The sequence below is a fragment of the Jeotgalibacillus sp. 10bf12 genome (assembly GCF_055597105.1).
Genome location: NZ_CP200276.1, coordinates 799,777 through 814,408, shown reverse-complemented (window position 1 = coordinate 814,408; position 14,632 = coordinate 799,777). Strand labels below are relative to the sequence as shown.

Sequence of the window (14,632 nt, the reverse complement as noted above, 5' to 3'; positions counted from 1 at the left end):
ACAAAGGGTGGTGTGTCTTGATGAAGACTCCGTTTTCACGGATCTTTGGCCTTGGTGATAAGGACGAGCCTGTTTCGCCTGAAACCACGGAAGAAAAAGAAGTGAACCAAGAAGAAGTTAAACAAATCGACATTCATCAGATCAAACCGAACCGTTTTCAGCCGAGAACGATTTTTGATGATGAAAAAATAGATGAGCTTGCAAGAACCATTCATACACATGGCATTATTCAGCCAATCGTTGTACGCGAAAGCGGAGACGGTTCATATGAAATCATTGCCGGTGAACGCAGATGGCGCGCGATGAAGTCCCTCGACTGGGAAACTGTGCCTGCCATTGTGAAAAATATGAGTGACACTGAAACAGCATCTGTTGCTTTAATTGAAAACCTTCAGCGCGAAGAACTTTCTCCCGTGGAAGAAGCGATGGCTTACCAAAAGCTCCTGGATCTTCATGAATTGACACAGGAAGCCCTGGCCCAGCGCCTTGGCAAAGGTCAGTCAACCGTGGCAAATAAGCTGCGTCTTTTAAAGCTGCCTGAATTTGTTCAGGACAGCATTATTCAAAAGAAAATGACGGAGCGGCATGCGCGTGCACTGATTCCTTTAAAGGACGCTGAGCTTCAGAATAAACTCGCAGAAGAAATCATCGAACACCAGCTGAACGTCAAGCAGACCGAGCAGCGCGTACAAAAAATGCTTGAATCAACTGAGACTAAGCCGAAGCCAAAGCGCAAGGCTTTCAATAAAGACGTGCGGATCGCCATGAATACAATCCGCCAGTCATTGAATATGATTTCAGACTCCGGCATGAAGCTCGATTCGAAAGAAGAAGAGTATGATGATTATTATCAGATTACGATTAAGCTGCCTAAAAAGAAGAAATAGATTAGTAGACTAGAAACCCGCTTATGATGAGCGGGTTTTTATTTTGGATGACGTAAATCTGTATTGAAGGCTGTTTCCGGCAAACTCGGTGCTGCACCTTCACACTTGATGCCTTAAGACGCTAATATCCTGTTTCCAAAGTGCATAAAGCGCGTGTGGCGGATAAGCGGATGTCTGTGTTTTTGCTAAAGTTGCCTGTGTTTTGCCCAGGGTTGTCGCGATCCACCAGGTAGCTTGTCTGAATTCCGGCGCGGGATGTCTCAATTCAACCCCGAGCTTGCCGCCATCTATCAAATTATCAGCACCAGTCTCTGCTAAAAAACAACCGCTCTACTTTTCCAGACAATCTCTGTTAAAATAAACTTAATATTTTCATAGACCGAAGCATTCACAAAAAGGGGACGGGTGACACGAATGGGGAGAATGATTGCGATTGCGAATCAAAAAGGCGGTGTCGGGAAAACGACAACGTCTGTGAACATCAGTGCATGTCTTGCTTATTTGGGAAAAAAGGTTTTACTCGTTGATATGGATCCCCAGGGAAACGCGACAAGCGGGGTCGGCATTAATAAAGGGGATGTAGATGAAAGTATCTATGACATTCTAATTGAAGATATACCTGCAAAAAGCGTGATCAGGGGTACGTCAGTTGAAAATCTGTATGCGATTCCCGCTACGATTTCTCTGGCAGGTGCGGAAATTGAGCTTGTATCGATGGTTTCCCGGGAAATAAGATTAAAAAACGCGCTTGAGGATGTACAGCACAGGTTTGATTATATTATTATAGATTGTCCGCCTTCGCTTGGGATGCTGACGATCAATGCTTTAACAGCGTCAGACGCCTGTATTATTCCGGTGCAGTGCGAATACTATGCGCTTGAAGGGCTGAGTCAGCTGCTTAGTACAGTCAGACTCGTTCAAAAACACCTGAATCATCACCTGTTGATCGACGGTGTATTGCTGACAATGCTTGATGCGAGGACGAATCTCGGCATTCAGGTCATTGCGGAAGTGAAAAAATATTTCCAGGACAAAGTCTACAAGACGATTATCCCAAGAAATGTAAGATTGAGTGAGGCGCCGAGTCATGGGCTGCCTGTGATTTTATATGATCCGAAGTCAAAAGGGGCAGAAGTTTATCTTGAATTAGCAAAGGAAGTGATCGTAAATGGCTAAAGGACTTGGTAAAGGGGTCAGTAACCTTTTCAAAGACATGTCATCGATTCATGATGAGCACGTTCAGCAGCTGTCAGTCAAAGACATCCGCCCGAACCCTTATCAGCCAAGAAAGATATTTGAAGAAATTCCGCTAGAAGAGCTGACGTTTTCTGTCAAAGAGCATGGCATTCTTCAGCCGATTATCGTAAGAAAGAGTCTGAAAGGCTTTGAGATTGTTGCCGGTGAGCGCCGCTTCAGAGCGGCAAAGCAGGCTGAACTGACACATATACCGGCAGTTGTACGTGACCTGAACGACCGTCAGATGATGGAGCTGTCAGTGCTCGAAAATCTTCAGCGTGAAGATCTGACGCCTGTTGAAGAAGCAAAGGCGTATGAGACGCTGATGAAAAAGCTCGATATTTCACAGGAAGATCTTGCTAAAAAGGTTGGAAAAAGCAGACCGCATATTGCCAATCACCTGCGCCTGTTGAATTTGTCAGATGCCATTCAGGAAAAGCTGTCACAAAAAGCGTTAACGATGGGTCACGGCCGTGCACTTGCAGGGGTTAAGGATACACGTGCAGCTGAACAGCTTGCTGACAAAGTGGTGAAAGAAGGCCTGAATGTACGTCAGCTTGAAAAACTCATTTCAGAAGCTGCGCCTGCAAAAAAAGATAAGCCAAAACAGAAAACAGACCCTCATCTGAAGCAGCAGGAAACAGTGCTGAGAGAGCGTTTTGGCACAAGCGTTGCCATCAGAAAAAACAAGAATAAAGGTAAAATTGAAATAGAATTTATGTCAGAGGATGATCTTGAACGGATCCTGACGCTGTTAGGTGAAAAAGGAGAAAATCGCTTCTGAGATAGAGAGTAGAAAAGAGGGAGTTTCGCTTGGTACTGCTGGGGACATTGGTAAACGGACTGTTAATTATTTTTGGTACACTGATCGGGAAGCTGCTGCACAGAATCCCTGAGCGTATGAAGGCGACTGTGATGTCTGCAATTGGGCTTGCAGTCGTCGTACTCGGTCTGCAGATGGGGCTTTCAAGTAATAACTATCTGATTGTCATCATCAGTCTCGTACTTGGTGCGGTGATCGGAGAGTGGATGGAGCTTGATGATAAATTAAATGCGATGGGCAGATGGATTGAGCGGAAAGTCGGCTCAAAGGGTGAGACGAGTATTTCACAAGGGTTTGTTACGGCCACCCTTATTTTTGTGATCGGGGCAATGGGTGTTATTGGCGCACTGGATTCCGGGCTTCGCGGTGATCATCAGGTACTGTTCACCAAGTCCATTATCGATGGCTTCGTGTCGATCATTTTAACCTCAACGCTTGGCGTCGGCGTATTATTTTCAGCCATTCCAGTCGTACTTTATCAGGGATCAATTGCCCTTTTTGCGACGCAGATTGATAAATTTGTTCCTCAGGTGCTGATGGATCAATTTATCGCTGAAATGACGTCAGCAGGCGGCATCATGATCCTTGCAATCGGATTGAACCTGATTGGGATCACAAAAATCCGTGTTGCCAACCTGCTGCCGGGTATCTTCATTGTGGGTGCAATTGTGACCATTGTTCACCTGTATGAGTCGTATGGATTTTAGTCAGTTTTTTACGTAAAAGAATATTGGAATAATGAATGGCATCTGTGATTTTTGAAGCCATTTCATTTACTAAGTAAAGGCGTGTATTCTGAAGCATTGCGTGCTCCATAAAGCCGCCCGCATTTACAATGCCGGTAATATGCACATCACCGATCGGCGGCAGCTGCTTCTGTACACCTGCGCCAGGGAAAATCGGACCTTCTCCTACTTCAATATAACCGATATTCCGAAACTGGCCGAGACACGCATCAATCGCGACGACAAATGCATTGTCATATTCCATCCGGATTTTCTCTGCAGTATCTGCCAGATTCAGCGCATGTACAGGATCTTTTAACGTCCCGTACAACTCACAAAATGGCAGTCTTCTTTTTTCGAGCAGCGATCCGGTCAGTGGGCCGAGTGAATCTCCTGTTGAACGGTCTGTGCCGATACATACATAGATAATCGGACGGTCGACTGGATATGTTGCAGCAAGTGTTTTTGCGAGTCTGTGGGGTGTCATGTGATCTTCCAGATGACTGCGGCAGCTAGTGTCTGTAAATTGTGGCGGTATCGCTTCGTTCATTCAATTCCAGCTCCTCTCACTTCTACAGTATAGGACCGTGCCTATTTTTTTATTCTGTTTATTCATTATATAACACATTTTGTTCTTTTTAAAGAACAAAATGTTTTTTCTTATAAGTTGGAGAAAAAAACGAACGCTGATAAAATAAAGAATAGCTTGAAATCATTTTTAACGCTTTGTTAAATGATATTGTTGTTTCTGCCCAGCTGATAATTGTAGCGAAAGCGTCACCCTGAAGCGGAAATCAACAGACAACTTTAACAAAGTTATTTTTAAAAGAAGGCAGGAAGTGATTTGCATGAAACTTGCTTCACCGGAAACAAATGATACACCTCAAACAATAGAAGAAGCCGTTGACGTCGGTGCTTTAACTGAAGCCTGGGATTCAATTGTCGCTTATTTAACAAATGAAGCGGTCTGGGTATCATTCGGGATTACATTCCTGAGAATTATCCTGATCATTGTCATTGCAGGCATTGTTGTCCGCATCGCTAAAAAGCTGATCCAAAACGTCTTTAAAGTACGTGCAAAAGGCCCTATGCAGGTATCCATCCGCCGCGAAAATACGCTGTTAAAACTACTGCAGAATGTGGTCTCCTACGTCGTTTATTTTGTCGCCGTACTTGCTGTCCTTTCTGCATTTTCAATTGATGTGCGCGGTCTGATCGCAGGTGCCGGTATCGTCGGACTTGCTGTCGGTTTTGGTGCACAGAACCTTGTGCGGGATATCATCACAGGATTCTTTATTATTTTCGAAGACCAGTTCTCTGTCGGGGATTACGTCAGAATCGGTCAGGCTGAAGGTCACGTGGAGGAGATTGGTCTCCGGACAACAAAAATTAAAAGCTGGACTGGTGAACTGCACATTTTTCCAAACGGCAATATTACTGAGGTAACAAACTACTCAATTCATAACAGTGTCGCGGTCGTCGATATCAGTATTGCGTATGAGGAAGATGTGTCTAAGGCTGAAAAAGCGATCCGTGAATTCTGTGACTCTCTCGAAGGCAGGTACGAAGAGGTTGTCATGAAACCGGAACTGCTCGGTGTTCAAACACTCGGTGCTTCAGAAGTCGTTATGCGTGTTATTGCAGAAACACAGCCGATGAAACACTGGTATATCGCCCGTGAAATGAGACGTGAAATTAAGCGTTACCTTGATGAGCGTGGAATTGAAATTCCATTCCCACGCATGGTGATGTATTCAAGAGAAGAGGCAGGAAAGCTTCAAACGGATATACAGCATAGAGAAAACAAATAGGAGGATATTTCATGGAAGAAAAAGAGTACGGACTACATGATGTAGTAGAAATGAAAAAACCCCATCCGTGCGGAGTGAACCAGTGGAAAATCATCAGGATGGGGATGGATATCAGAATCAAATGTGAAGGCTGTTCACACAGTGTCATGATTCCCCGCAAGGAGTTTTCACGTAAAATGAAGAAAGTGCTCGTGAAGCATGAGGAATAAAAGCAGACCGTATGAGATCATGAGTGATTTCATACGGTTTTTTTTGTGGGGCTGCAGGTATTTGAGGTCATATTCGTAGAATCTCAGGTCAGGTTTTTGACATTTAAGGTCACATTTCGGCCCTGGTACAGATTTCGGGCCACATCCCTCATGAGCTCCTGCTTCCATCCACACGCCGGTCCTCTTGTATTTATAATCGGAACTCTATATAATTGTGTGAGGTTTGTATATGACACGTCACATGAACATGTTTTTAATAGAAGATTCAAGGAGTGAACGAAATGGCTTTAACAGCTGGAATCGTGGGCTTACCGAACGTTGGAAAGTCTACTTTATTTAATGCAATTACAAAAGCAGGTGCTGAATCTGCAAACTATCCGTTCTGTACAATCGACCCGAACGTCGGGATCGTAGAAGTGCCGGACCCGCGTCTGACTAAGCTGACTGAGCTGGTTGAACCGAAAAAGACAGTGCCGACTGCATTTGAATTTACTGATATTGCAGGGATTGTAAAAGGCGCGAGTAAAGGTGAAGGTCTTGGGAACAAGTTCCTTTCGCATATCCGTGAAGTAGATGCAATCGTACAGGTTGTCCGCTGTTTTGCAGATGATAATATCACACACGTTTCAGGAAAAGTGGATCCGATTGATGATATTGAAGTGATTAACCTTGAGCTGATTTTAGCTGACCTTGAAGCTGTGGAAAAGCGTGTCGCACGCGTTGCTAAAATGGCGAAGCAAAAAGACAAGGATGCTGTCATTGAAATGGCTGTGCTTGAAAAGGTAAAAGAAGCGCTTGAAAACAACCAGGCAGCAAGAACGGTTGAGCTGAATGAAGAGCAGGCGAAAATTGCTAAAGGCATGCACCTGTTAACAAGTAAGCCGATGCTTTACGCTGCAAACGTTGGTGAAGACGAAATCGCTGACCCAACAGATAATGAATATGTTCAGCGCGTACGTGAATTCGCTAAAGAAGACAATGCAGAAGTAATCGTTGTCTGTGCGAAAATCGAAGAAGAAATTGCAGAGCTTGATGAAGATGAAAAAGCAATGTTCCTTTCAGAGCTTGGTATCGAAGAATCAGGTCTTGATCAGCTGATCCGTGCAACATATGATCTGCTTGGTCTTGCCACTTACTTCACTGCAGGTGTACAGGAAGTCCGCGCATGGACATTCCGCCACGGCATGAAAGCTCCTCAGTGTGCGGGCGTCATCCACACTGACTTCGAACGCGGCTTCATCCGTGCAGAAACCGTTTCTTACGATGACCTGATCGCTTCAGGCGGCATGTCACCGGCAAAAGAAGCTGGTAAAGTACGTCTTGAAGGTAAAGAATATCTGGTAAAAGACGGAGATGTCATCCACTTCCGTTTTAACGTATAAATTGTGTGCCCCCGGGAGAGATTCCGGGGGTTTTATTTTGATTAATGTAGGGTCATATGGAGATAGGTCAAATGTTACTAAAGAGCGAAGGTTAGCTGTTTAACGTCGAACACAACTTGCTTTGTGCCGAACCCGGATGGATGAACATCGAACAGTCAGCTGCAAACGCGGAACATCAAGGGTTTTCCGCCGAACGCAGTCCATCCAAAAACCTCCTCCCTCCAGCTGGACATCCTAACCCCAATCGATTACAATAAAAATAAGAACAAGTGTTCTATTTCTGTTTGGGGAAGAACAGGAATCTCAAAATCTTACTGTCGCCCTTGTCCAATGGATTTCATTATGCTATAATATATCCTTGTGAGTAATAGAATTTGTTTATTACTCCTTGTCTCCTGACAGCAGGAGGCCGCATAGACCATAAGGAGGTGAAAACCGATGAGAAAGTACGAAATCATGTACATTGTCCGTCCAGACGTTGATGAGGAGCAGAAAAAAGCTGTCACTACACGCTTTGAAGAAATCCTTACTTCAAACGGAGCGGAGATCATCGAGTCAAAAGAGTGGGGTAAGCGTCGTTTCGCTTATGAAATTAACGAGATTCGCGAAGGATTCTACCAGATCGTTAAGTTGAACTCAGGTTCTGAGGCTATCAACGAATTCGACCGTCTGGCTAAAATCAGCGACGATATCGTTCGCCACATGACGATTCGCGAAGAAGAAAACTAATCTCTAAATATAAGTTCCTTGCAAGAGTTGGTTTACACCAGCTTGCGCAAAAATAAAGGAGTTGGTTCTGATGATGAATCGAGTCGTATTAGTCGGTCGATTAACGAAGGATCCGGACCTGCGCTATACGCCAAGCGGTGTAGCAGTCGCAACATTCACACTCGCTGTTAATCGTGCATTCACGAACCAGCAGGGAGACCGTGAAGCGGATTTTATTAACTGTGTGGTATGGAGACGTCCAGCTGAAAACGTAGCAAACTTCCTTAAAAAAGGCAGTCTTGCAGGCGTTGACGGACGTATTCAGACACGAAGCTATGACAACCAGGAAGGCAAACGCGTGTATGTCACTGAAGTGAATGCAGAAAGTGTTCAATTCCTGGAGCCGAAGAACGCTTCAGGCGGCCAGTCCGGCGGCGGAAGCTACGGAAGCAATCAGGGGTATCAGGATAATAATAACTTCGGTCAGAATCAACCGCGTGAAAACCAAAGCAATCAAGGCAATCAGAATAACCAGAACTACACAAGAGTGGACAAGGACCCATTCTCAAATGACGGTCAGCCGATCGACATTTCAGATGATGATCTGCCATTTTAAGATGTGTAGAACTATAAAATCTTAAACAAGAAGGAGGGGAATCCCATGGCAGGAGGACGCAGAGGCGGTAAGCGTCGTAAAAAGGTGTGTTACTTTACTTCAAACGGTATTACACACATCGATTATAAAGACGTTGACCTACTAAGAAAGTTTATCTCTGAGCGTGGAAAAATTCTTCCACGTCGTGTAACTGGCACAAGCGCTAAGTATCAGCGCAGACTGACAGTTGCTGTAAAGCGCGCACGTACAATGGCGCTACTACCATTCGTTACAGGCGAATAATGAAATGCAAAGCTGTCAGCTTGTCTGACAGCTTTTTTATATCTCTTCTATACAAAATCACTTCTTTTAACCTGCATAATTCCTTAAATTCTAAAGTTTCTCTCTTTTTTCCATGCCATCTGCACTAAAAAAATTATCTGACCTCTTTACTTTTTCATATATGATCCGATGTATATGTATAAGGCATCGAATGCCTGAATACAAAAAGATCAGCATGAGGTGAGCAGGATGAAACTGAAATCGATTAAGACTAAATTAATCATGACAACATCGCTGGTATTGATCGCAGCCTTTGCGGTTTTACTCAGTTTAACAGGGTGGCAGCTTCATGACCGTACGCAGGAAAACGTCCTGCAGCAGGCTGAAGGGATTGCAGGAGAGCTGAACAACTCGACTGAGACATTCCTGGATCAGTATGGACGCAGCATTGAGCAGATCGCTTCTACAACGACTGCGCTTCAATATGCTGAAGCAGCACTTGATGAAGGTGACGCAGCTTCAACGAATGAGCTTGAACAGCTACTTGAAGAGTATTTAACCATTTATTCAGATCCATCCTCTATTTATGTGGCGGCAGATAACGGATCATTATTAATTTCTCCGTTTGTTGATCTGCCTGCAGACTTTGATGCGACAACGCGTGACTGGTATCAGCAGGCTGCAGCAGCGCCTGATGCAGTGATCTGGAGTGAACCATACATAGATGAAGCAACAGGTGAATATGTCATTACAGCTGCAAAATCCATGCAGAGCGGATCACAGCTTGTTGGGGTGATTGGTGTAGACGTAAAGCTTGGTGACCTTACTTCAAAGCTTGGCGAAACGCAGATTGGCTATAACGGCTATCCGTTTGTTTTATCAGGCGAGGGGGTTGCCATTGTACATCCTACACTTCAGAGTGAGAACCTGATGGAATACAATTTTATTCAGGATATTTTTGAGCAGGAAGATGATAATGGGCGCGTCGAATATGAACTTGATGGTGCAGATAAGCTGATGGTCTACTCCACAGCTGAAAATACGAACTGGAAGATCGGTGTCGCATTTGACCAGTCAGACATTGCAGCAGAATCATTATCGATTCTGACGCTGCTGCTGATCATCGGTGTAGCAACGCTTATAGTGGCCGGAATTATTATGTCTATTGTAGCCGGCAGATTTTCAAAGCCGATTGTATCATTAAGTGAGTCAGTGCGTGAGGTGGCTGGCGGTGATCTGAGTACGCGTGCAAATGTAAAGTCCGATGATGAAATTGGCGAGCTTGCGACACAATTTAACACGATGGTCGATCATATGAATGAGATCCTCTCCACTGTAAAATCATCTGTTGAAGAAGTGCGCGGTTCTGCTGAAGGCTTAAGTGCTGTGGCAGAAGAAACAAATGCTTCAAGCGAGCAGGTAGCGAGCGCGGTCGGTGATATTGCAGACGGTGCGACGCAGTCAGCTGAAGAGGCGGATGAAGCGAACCGCCAGTCACAGACGCTTGGTGAAAAGATCAATGCCATTTCAGAGCAGTCTAAGCAGATGTCTGAAGTGGCAAGTGAAGCTGGCAGCGTGAATGCGAGCGGTATCAGTCAGATGAAGCAGCTGAAGGAATATCACACGTCTTCTACTGAATTTATTCAGTCAATGGAGTCTGTGATTCAGGACCTTGAGACGAAAGTCCAGACAATTGAAAGTGTGATGGCAACGATCACAGAGATCTCTTCTCAGACCAACCTGTTGGCGCTTAACGCTTCGATTGAGGCAGCACGTGCAGGTGAGCATGGTAAAGGGTTCGCTGTGGTTGCAGACGAAGTCAGAAAGCTTGCTGAGCAGTCAGTGCGTGCGACAGATGAAGTGAAGCAGACGATCGCTGATATTCAGGACAGCTCAAAGCGTGCGGTCAATGAAATGGGCCGCACGAAGGAAAACTTTGATCATCAGTCAGTTGTCGTTGAACATACGAATGCCATTTTTGATCAGATGTCTGATTTTATGGGCACGATGGAAGCATCTATTCTTGCTGTGTATCGTGAAATCCAGGATGTTTCTGCAAGCAAAGAAGCCGTCACGCGCGTCATTCAGGAAATGGCTGCGATGGCTGAAGAAACAGCTGCATCATGTGAAGAAGTGGCAGCCTCAACCGATGAGCAGGTCAGAGCGATTCAGACTGTAACTGAGTCTGCAGAGCGGTTAAGTGAGCTGAGCGATGATCTGCAGCAGGCGGTAAACCGCTTCAGGCTGGATGAACGAAAAGAAGCATAACAGAAAATCCTCCGGGTCAATGTGACCTGGAGGATTTTTACATTCATCAAACAGGTGAACAGAATCACTAGTTAATTCGCTGTAAAAATAGGCTGCGGGTTGAAGGAGAGCTTTATGACAGATAAAATGAGTAGATAGATATAGTGATTGAATGAGAAAAATTGAGGTGTATGATGAATAATACAAATACGTTAAGGCTGACTGAAGGCGCAATGATGACCGCTTTTTTCACAGTCTTACTACTGATTACGGTGTATGTGCCGTTTATCTCAGCTGTGTCAGCGTTCTTTTTACTGCTGCCATTTTTACTTTATAGTGTAAAATACTCGATTCGTGCCTCGCTGGTCGTGCTTGCAGCATCTATTGGTGTAGCAGGTATTGCAGGTAGTCTGTTCTCGATTCCGATTGCCATTTTATATGGAACAACCGGTGTTGTAATGGGATGGCTCGTTCAGCAGGGGAAGAGCAAGTTTATGATTTTTATGATTTCAACGCTTGTTTTTGCTGTAAACCTGGTCATGCAGTATTTATTTTCGATTCTCCTTTTTGGGGTTAATATGATTGATGAGTTTTTCACGTTAATGGATGACTCACTGGAGCAGGCGATTTCAGTTTATACTGCTGCAGGTATTGAGACAGGTGATGTGAGGGAGCAGTTTGCACAGATCATGATTACTTTCGAAACACTGCTGCCATCATTAGTTGTCCTGTCTTCAGCACTGCTGATCTGGATTATGATGCTCATCAATTTCCCGCTCGTAAAGCGTCTGGCGAAAAAAGACATGCCTAAGTTCGAAGCCTTCCGCAATCTTTCTTTACCGAAAAACGTCATCTGGTATTACCTGGTTATTCTGCTGACGACACTGATTGCAACGCCTGAGCAGGGAACGATGTTTGCTTATGCCTTAATTAATCTTCAATTTGGATTTGAGTTGTTAATGGTCCTTCAGGGACTGGCTTTCATTCATTTCTACGGTCATTTAAAAGGCTGGAGCAAGAGCTTGCTGGTGATTTTGACCATTTTAGGCGTATTGATCAATCCATTGACGCGAATTTTAGGTATAATAGACTTAGGTTTCGATTTAAGAAAACGGATCACTGAAAAGAAGTAAGCGCACATTCTTTTCGGTGGATGGATAAGATAGAGCATATATCATGCAAACGGGTGAACCGTTTTGGGAGCTGAAGGCATGCCAACATATTTTCAACACCGGATACTACGCCGGCTGCTGCTCGGGCTTACGCTGATTGTCGTTTTGATTGCGGCGGTATTATTCCTATACAACTGGATGTTTGCGGTCGGTACGCTCATTTTGGCAGTACCTCTGTTGTGGTTCGCTTTTGTATTTGAAAAGCGTTTTTTCAACGACACTGAAGAATATATCGCCACGCTCTCCTACAGGGTAAAAAGGGTAGGGGAAGAAGCACTGATGGAAATGCCGGTCGGGATTCTGCTCTACAACGATGATTTTTTCGTGGAGTGGGCGAACCCGTATTTAACTGCGTTCATTCAGGATGGCACGATGATTGGCCGGTCCTTATATGACGTGGCTGACGTGCTTGTGCCAGTTATTAAAAAAGAAGGCAGCATTGAAGAGACTGTCTCCTGGCAGGGCCGGATTTTCCGCCTCATTCACAGACAGGATGAAAAGCTGCTGTACTTCTTTGATGTGACAGAGCAGTCAGAAGTCGAAGAGCAGTACGCAGCGGACCGGACTGTGATCTCGGTGATCTTCTTAGATAACTATGATGAACTGACGCAGGGAATGGACGATTCTGCCCGCAGTAATATTAACAGTTCAGTCACGACACTGCTTAACCAGTGGGCGACAGAGCACGATATTTACGTAAAAAGAGTGTCATCTGACCGCTTTCTTGCAGTGATGAATGAGCGCATTTTACGTGAGCTTGAGCAGGAGAAATTTACTGTGCTTGATTCGATTCGTGAGATGACTTCAAGACAAAACGTACCGCTGACACTCAGTATCGGAATCGGTTCAGGTGCTGAGACACTTCCTGAGCTTGGGCGCCAGGCACAGTCGAGTCTTGATCTTGCTTTAGGACGCGGTGGTGACCAGGTCGTGATTAATCAGGCGAACGGAAAAGTAAAGTTTTACGGCGGGAAGACAAACCCGATGGAAAAGCGGACGCGTGTAAGGGCGCGGGTAATCTCCCATGCACTGCGTGAATTGATCGTCAGCAGTGATAAAGTCATCGTGATGGGACATAAGCGCCCGGATATGGATGCGGTTGGAGCGGCAATTGGTGTCAGGAAGATTGCACAGATGAACCAGCGTGAAGGTTTTGTAGCGCTGAATTTTACTGAGATTGATAGCGGCGTGAACCGTCTGATTGATGAAATTAAAACAAAGCCGGATTTATTCTCACATATGATTGCACCTGAAGAGGCGCTTGATATGATCACTGATGATACACTGCTTGTGATCGTGGATACACATAAGCCGAGTCTTGTGATTGAAGAAAAGCTGTTAAATAAAGCGGAAAAAGTGGTTGTCATTGACCATCACCGCCGAGGGGAAGAGTTTATTGAGAATCCACTGCTAGTCTATATGGAACCTTATGCTTCTTCAACAGCCGAGCTTGTCACAGAATTGCTGGATTATCAGCCGAAAACAGAGAAAATCACAATGCTTGAAGCGACTGCGCTTCTTGCTGGTATAATAGTGGATACAAAAAGCTTCACTATGCGCACAGGATCCCGGACATTTGATGCGGCATCCTACCTCAGAACGCTTGGCGCGGACACCGTACTCGTACAGCAGTTCCTGAGAGAAGATGTAACGACTTATGTAGAGCGGGCGCGCCTCGTTGAGACAGTCACCTTTTATAAGCATGGGATGGCGATTGCTTTTGGTGAGGATGACCGTGTACATGATTCCGTTATTATTGCACAGGCAGCCGATACGCTGCTGCAAATGGAAGATGTGGCGGCATCGTTTGTCGTTGCTTTCCGTGATGAAGGTGTCGTTGGCATCAGCGCACGCTCGCTTGGAACAGTCAACGTGCAGCTGATCATGGAAAAACTGAATGGCGGAGGTCACCTGACCAATGCAGCCACCCAGCTTCGGGACGTTACAGTTGATGAAGCTGTAGAACAGTTGAAACAGGCAATCAATGAACACATCGAAGGAGGAACTGAAGAATCATGAAAGTAATTTTCCTACAGGACGTTAAAGGTAAAGGTAAAAAAGGCGAAGTAAAAAACGTAGCAGACGGTTATGCACACAACTACTTGCTGAAAAATAACCTGGCTGCTGAAGCAAACGCAGGTAACGTCAGCCAGCTGAACGCTCAAAAGAAAAAGAAGGAGCAGGAAGCGCAGCAGGTGCTTGAAGAAGCACAGCAGCTGAAAGCGACAATGGAGGAGCTGACAGTTGAACTGACAGCGAAATCCGGTGAAGACGGCCGCCTGTTCGGTTCAGTGACTTCTAAGCAGATCGCAGAAGAACTGAAAAAAACGCACGGCATAAAAGTCGATAAGCGTAAAATCGAACTTAGCGACGCAATCCGTTCACTTGGCTACACCAATGTACCGGTGAAGCTTCATAATGATGTCACTGCGACTGTAAAGGTTCACGTAACCGAGGAATAATTTAGGGTCTTCTGAAACCAATTGAATCCGTGATATACTGAATGTATAACTTGGATGAGATAGAAACAGATAAAAAGTGCCGGGACTGTGCGT

At 45.0% G+C, this 14,632-nt stretch carries 15 protein-coding genes; 14 read left to right on the top strand and 1 reads right to left on the bottom strand.

The genetic code is table 11. From position 1 onward, the window contains the following. The first annotated feature begins 20 nt into the window (after nt 1-20). From noc to DH10bf12_RS03830, 4 genes are all read left to right on the top strand, one after another. On the top strand, nt 21-887 hold the full coding sequence (gene noc, locus DH10bf12_RS03845) for a nucleoid occlusion protein (protein ID WP_471737286.1): 867 nt from the start codon (nt 21-23) through the stop codon (nt 885-887). Nucleotides 888-1,301: 414 nt separating this feature from the next. Next, nucleotides 1,302-2,063 carry a ParA family protein gene (locus DH10bf12_RS03840; protein ID WP_471737285.1) on the top strand — a complete coding sequence of 254 codons (762 nt, stop codon included), beginning with the start codon at nt 1,302-1,304 and terminating at the stop codon, nt 2,061-2,063. Beyond that, nucleotides 2,056-2,907: a ParB/RepB/Spo0J family partition protein gene (locus tag DH10bf12_RS03835; RefSeq protein ID WP_471737284.1), complete on the top strand. Its 852-nt coding sequence runs from the start codon at nt 2,056-2,058 to the stop codon at nt 2,905-2,907. The genes DH10bf12_RS03840 and DH10bf12_RS03835 overlap by 8 nt, the downstream gene beginning before the upstream one ends. A 29-nt stretch (nt 2,908-2,936) precedes the next feature. After that, nucleotides 2,937-3,653 carry a DUF554 domain-containing protein gene (locus DH10bf12_RS03830; protein WP_471737283.1) on the top strand — a complete coding sequence of 239 codons (717 nt, stop codon included), beginning with the start codon at nt 2,937-2,939 and terminating at the stop codon, nt 3,651-3,653. Here the strand turns inward: DH10bf12_RS03830 and yyaC are convergent. Next, nucleotides 3,598-4,221, bottom strand: a complete 624-nt coding sequence (yyaC, locus tag DH10bf12_RS03825) for a spore protease YyaC (RefSeq protein WP_471737282.1) — start codon at nt 4,219-4,221, stop codon at nt 3,598-3,600. The two genes, DH10bf12_RS03830 and yyaC, sit on opposite strands and share 56 nt — an antisense overlap. Nucleotides 4,222-4,519: 298 nt before the next feature. Here yyaC and DH10bf12_RS03820 point away from each other — a divergent pair, with 298 nt between their 5' ends. The 10 genes from DH10bf12_RS03820 (at nt 4,520) to rplI (ending at nt 14,539) form a co-directional block, all read left to right on the top strand. Further along, nucleotides 4,520-5,482: a mechanosensitive ion channel family protein gene (locus DH10bf12_RS03820; protein WP_471737281.1), complete on the top strand. Its 963-nt coding sequence runs from the start codon at nt 4,520-4,522 to the stop codon at nt 5,480-5,482. 11 nt (nt 5,483-5,493) lie between these two features. Further along, a complete protein-coding gene (locus tag DH10bf12_RS03815; RefSeq protein ID WP_039812941.1) occupies nt 5,494-5,691 on the top strand; it encodes a DUF951 domain-containing protein in 198 nt (65 codons plus the stop codon). A gap of 281 nt (nt 5,692-5,972) precedes the next feature. After that, entirely contained in the window at nt 5,973-7,073 is a 1,101-nt protein-coding gene (ychF, locus tag DH10bf12_RS03810; protein ID WP_471737280.1) for a redox-regulated ATPase YchF, read from the top strand. Nucleotides 7,074-7,511: 438 nt separating this feature from the next. Further along, complete coding sequence (gene rpsF / locus DH10bf12_RS03805; protein ID WP_204730600.1) at nt 7,512-7,802, top strand: 30S ribosomal protein S6; 291 nt, start codon at nt 7,512-7,514, stop codon at nt 7,800-7,802. A gap of 70 nt (nt 7,803-7,872) precedes the next feature. Next, nucleotides 7,873-8,397 (top strand): single-stranded DNA-binding protein, encoded by a 525-nt coding sequence (gene ssb / locus DH10bf12_RS03800; RefSeq protein ID WP_471737279.1) that lies wholly within the window; start codon nt 7,873-7,875, stop codon nt 8,395-8,397. Nucleotides 8,398-8,442: 45 nt separating this feature from the next. After that, nucleotides 8,443-8,679 carry a 30S ribosomal protein S18 gene (rpsR, locus tag DH10bf12_RS03795; protein WP_471737278.1) on the top strand — a complete coding sequence of 79 codons (237 nt, stop codon included), beginning with the start codon at nt 8,443-8,445 and terminating at the stop codon, nt 8,677-8,679. Between the two features lie 228 nt (nt 8,680-8,907). Continuing rightward, nucleotides 8,908-10,926: a methyl-accepting chemotaxis protein gene (locus tag DH10bf12_RS03790; protein ID WP_471737277.1), complete on the top strand. Its 2,019-nt coding sequence runs from the start codon at nt 8,908-8,910 to the stop codon at nt 10,924-10,926. 173 nt (nt 10,927-11,099) lie between these two features. After that, entirely contained in the window at nt 11,100-12,038 is a 939-nt protein-coding gene (locus tag DH10bf12_RS03785; RefSeq protein ID WP_471737276.1) for a YybS family protein, read from the top strand. Nucleotides 12,039-12,116: 78 nt separating this feature from the next. After that, complete coding sequence (locus DH10bf12_RS03780) at nt 12,117-14,096, top strand: DHH family phosphoesterase (protein ID WP_471737275.1); 1,980 nt, start codon at nt 12,117-12,119, stop codon at nt 14,094-14,096. Then, nucleotides 14,093-14,539: a 50S ribosomal protein L9 gene (gene rplI / locus DH10bf12_RS03775; RefSeq protein ID WP_471737274.1), complete on the top strand. Its 447-nt coding sequence runs from the start codon at nt 14,093-14,095 to the stop codon at nt 14,537-14,539. Before DH10bf12_RS03780 ends, rplI begins: the two co-directional genes overlap by 4 nt. The last annotated feature ends 93 nt before the right edge of the window (nt 14,540-14,632 follow it).

What these genes read in the sequence shown, in the direction of transcription:
- noc (WP_471737286.1), top strand. Translation starts at nt 21, where the DNA reads ATGAAGACTCCGTTTTCACGGATCTTTGGCCTTGGTGATAAGGACGAG.
- DH10bf12_RS03840 (WP_471737285.1), top strand. Translation starts at nt 1,302, where the DNA reads ATGGGGAGAATGATTGCGATTGCGAATCAAAAAGGCGGTGTCGGGAAA.
- DH10bf12_RS03835 (WP_471737284.1), top strand. Translation starts at nt 2,056, where the DNA reads ATGGCTAAAGGACTTGGTAAAGGGGTCAGTAACCTTTTCAAAGACATG.
- yyaC (WP_471737282.1), bottom strand. Translation starts at nt 4,221, where the DNA reads ATGAACGAAGCGATACCGCCACAATTTACAGACACTAGCTGCCGCAGT.
- DH10bf12_RS03820 (WP_471737281.1), top strand. Translation starts at nt 4,520, where the DNA reads ATGAAACTTGCTTCACCGGAAACAAATGATACACCTCAAACAATAGAA.
- DH10bf12_RS03815 (WP_039812941.1), top strand. Translation starts at nt 5,494, where the DNA reads ATGGAAGAAAAAGAGTACGGACTACATGATGTAGTAGAAATGAAAAAA.
- ychF (WP_471737280.1), top strand. Translation starts at nt 5,973, where the DNA reads ATGGCTTTAACAGCTGGAATCGTGGGCTTACCGAACGTTGGAAAGTCT.
- rpsF (WP_204730600.1), top strand. Translation starts at nt 7,512, where the DNA reads ATGAGAAAGTACGAAATCATGTACATTGTCCGTCCAGACGTTGATGAG.
- ssb (WP_471737279.1), top strand. Translation starts at nt 7,873, where the DNA reads ATGATGAATCGAGTCGTATTAGTCGGTCGATTAACGAAGGATCCGGAC.
- rpsR (WP_471737278.1), top strand. Translation starts at nt 8,443, where the DNA reads ATGGCAGGAGGACGCAGAGGCGGTAAGCGTCGTAAAAAGGTGTGTTAC.
- DH10bf12_RS03790 (WP_471737277.1), top strand. Translation starts at nt 8,908, where the DNA reads ATGAAACTGAAATCGATTAAGACTAAATTAATCATGACAACATCGCTG.
- DH10bf12_RS03785 (WP_471737276.1), top strand. Translation starts at nt 11,100, where the DNA reads ATGAATAATACAAATACGTTAAGGCTGACTGAAGGCGCAATGATGACC.
- DH10bf12_RS03780 (WP_471737275.1), top strand. Translation starts at nt 12,117, where the DNA reads ATGCCAACATATTTTCAACACCGGATACTACGCCGGCTGCTGCTCGGG.
- rplI (WP_471737274.1), top strand. Translation starts at nt 14,093, where the DNA reads ATGAAAGTAATTTTCCTACAGGACGTTAAAGGTAAAGGTAAAAAAGGC.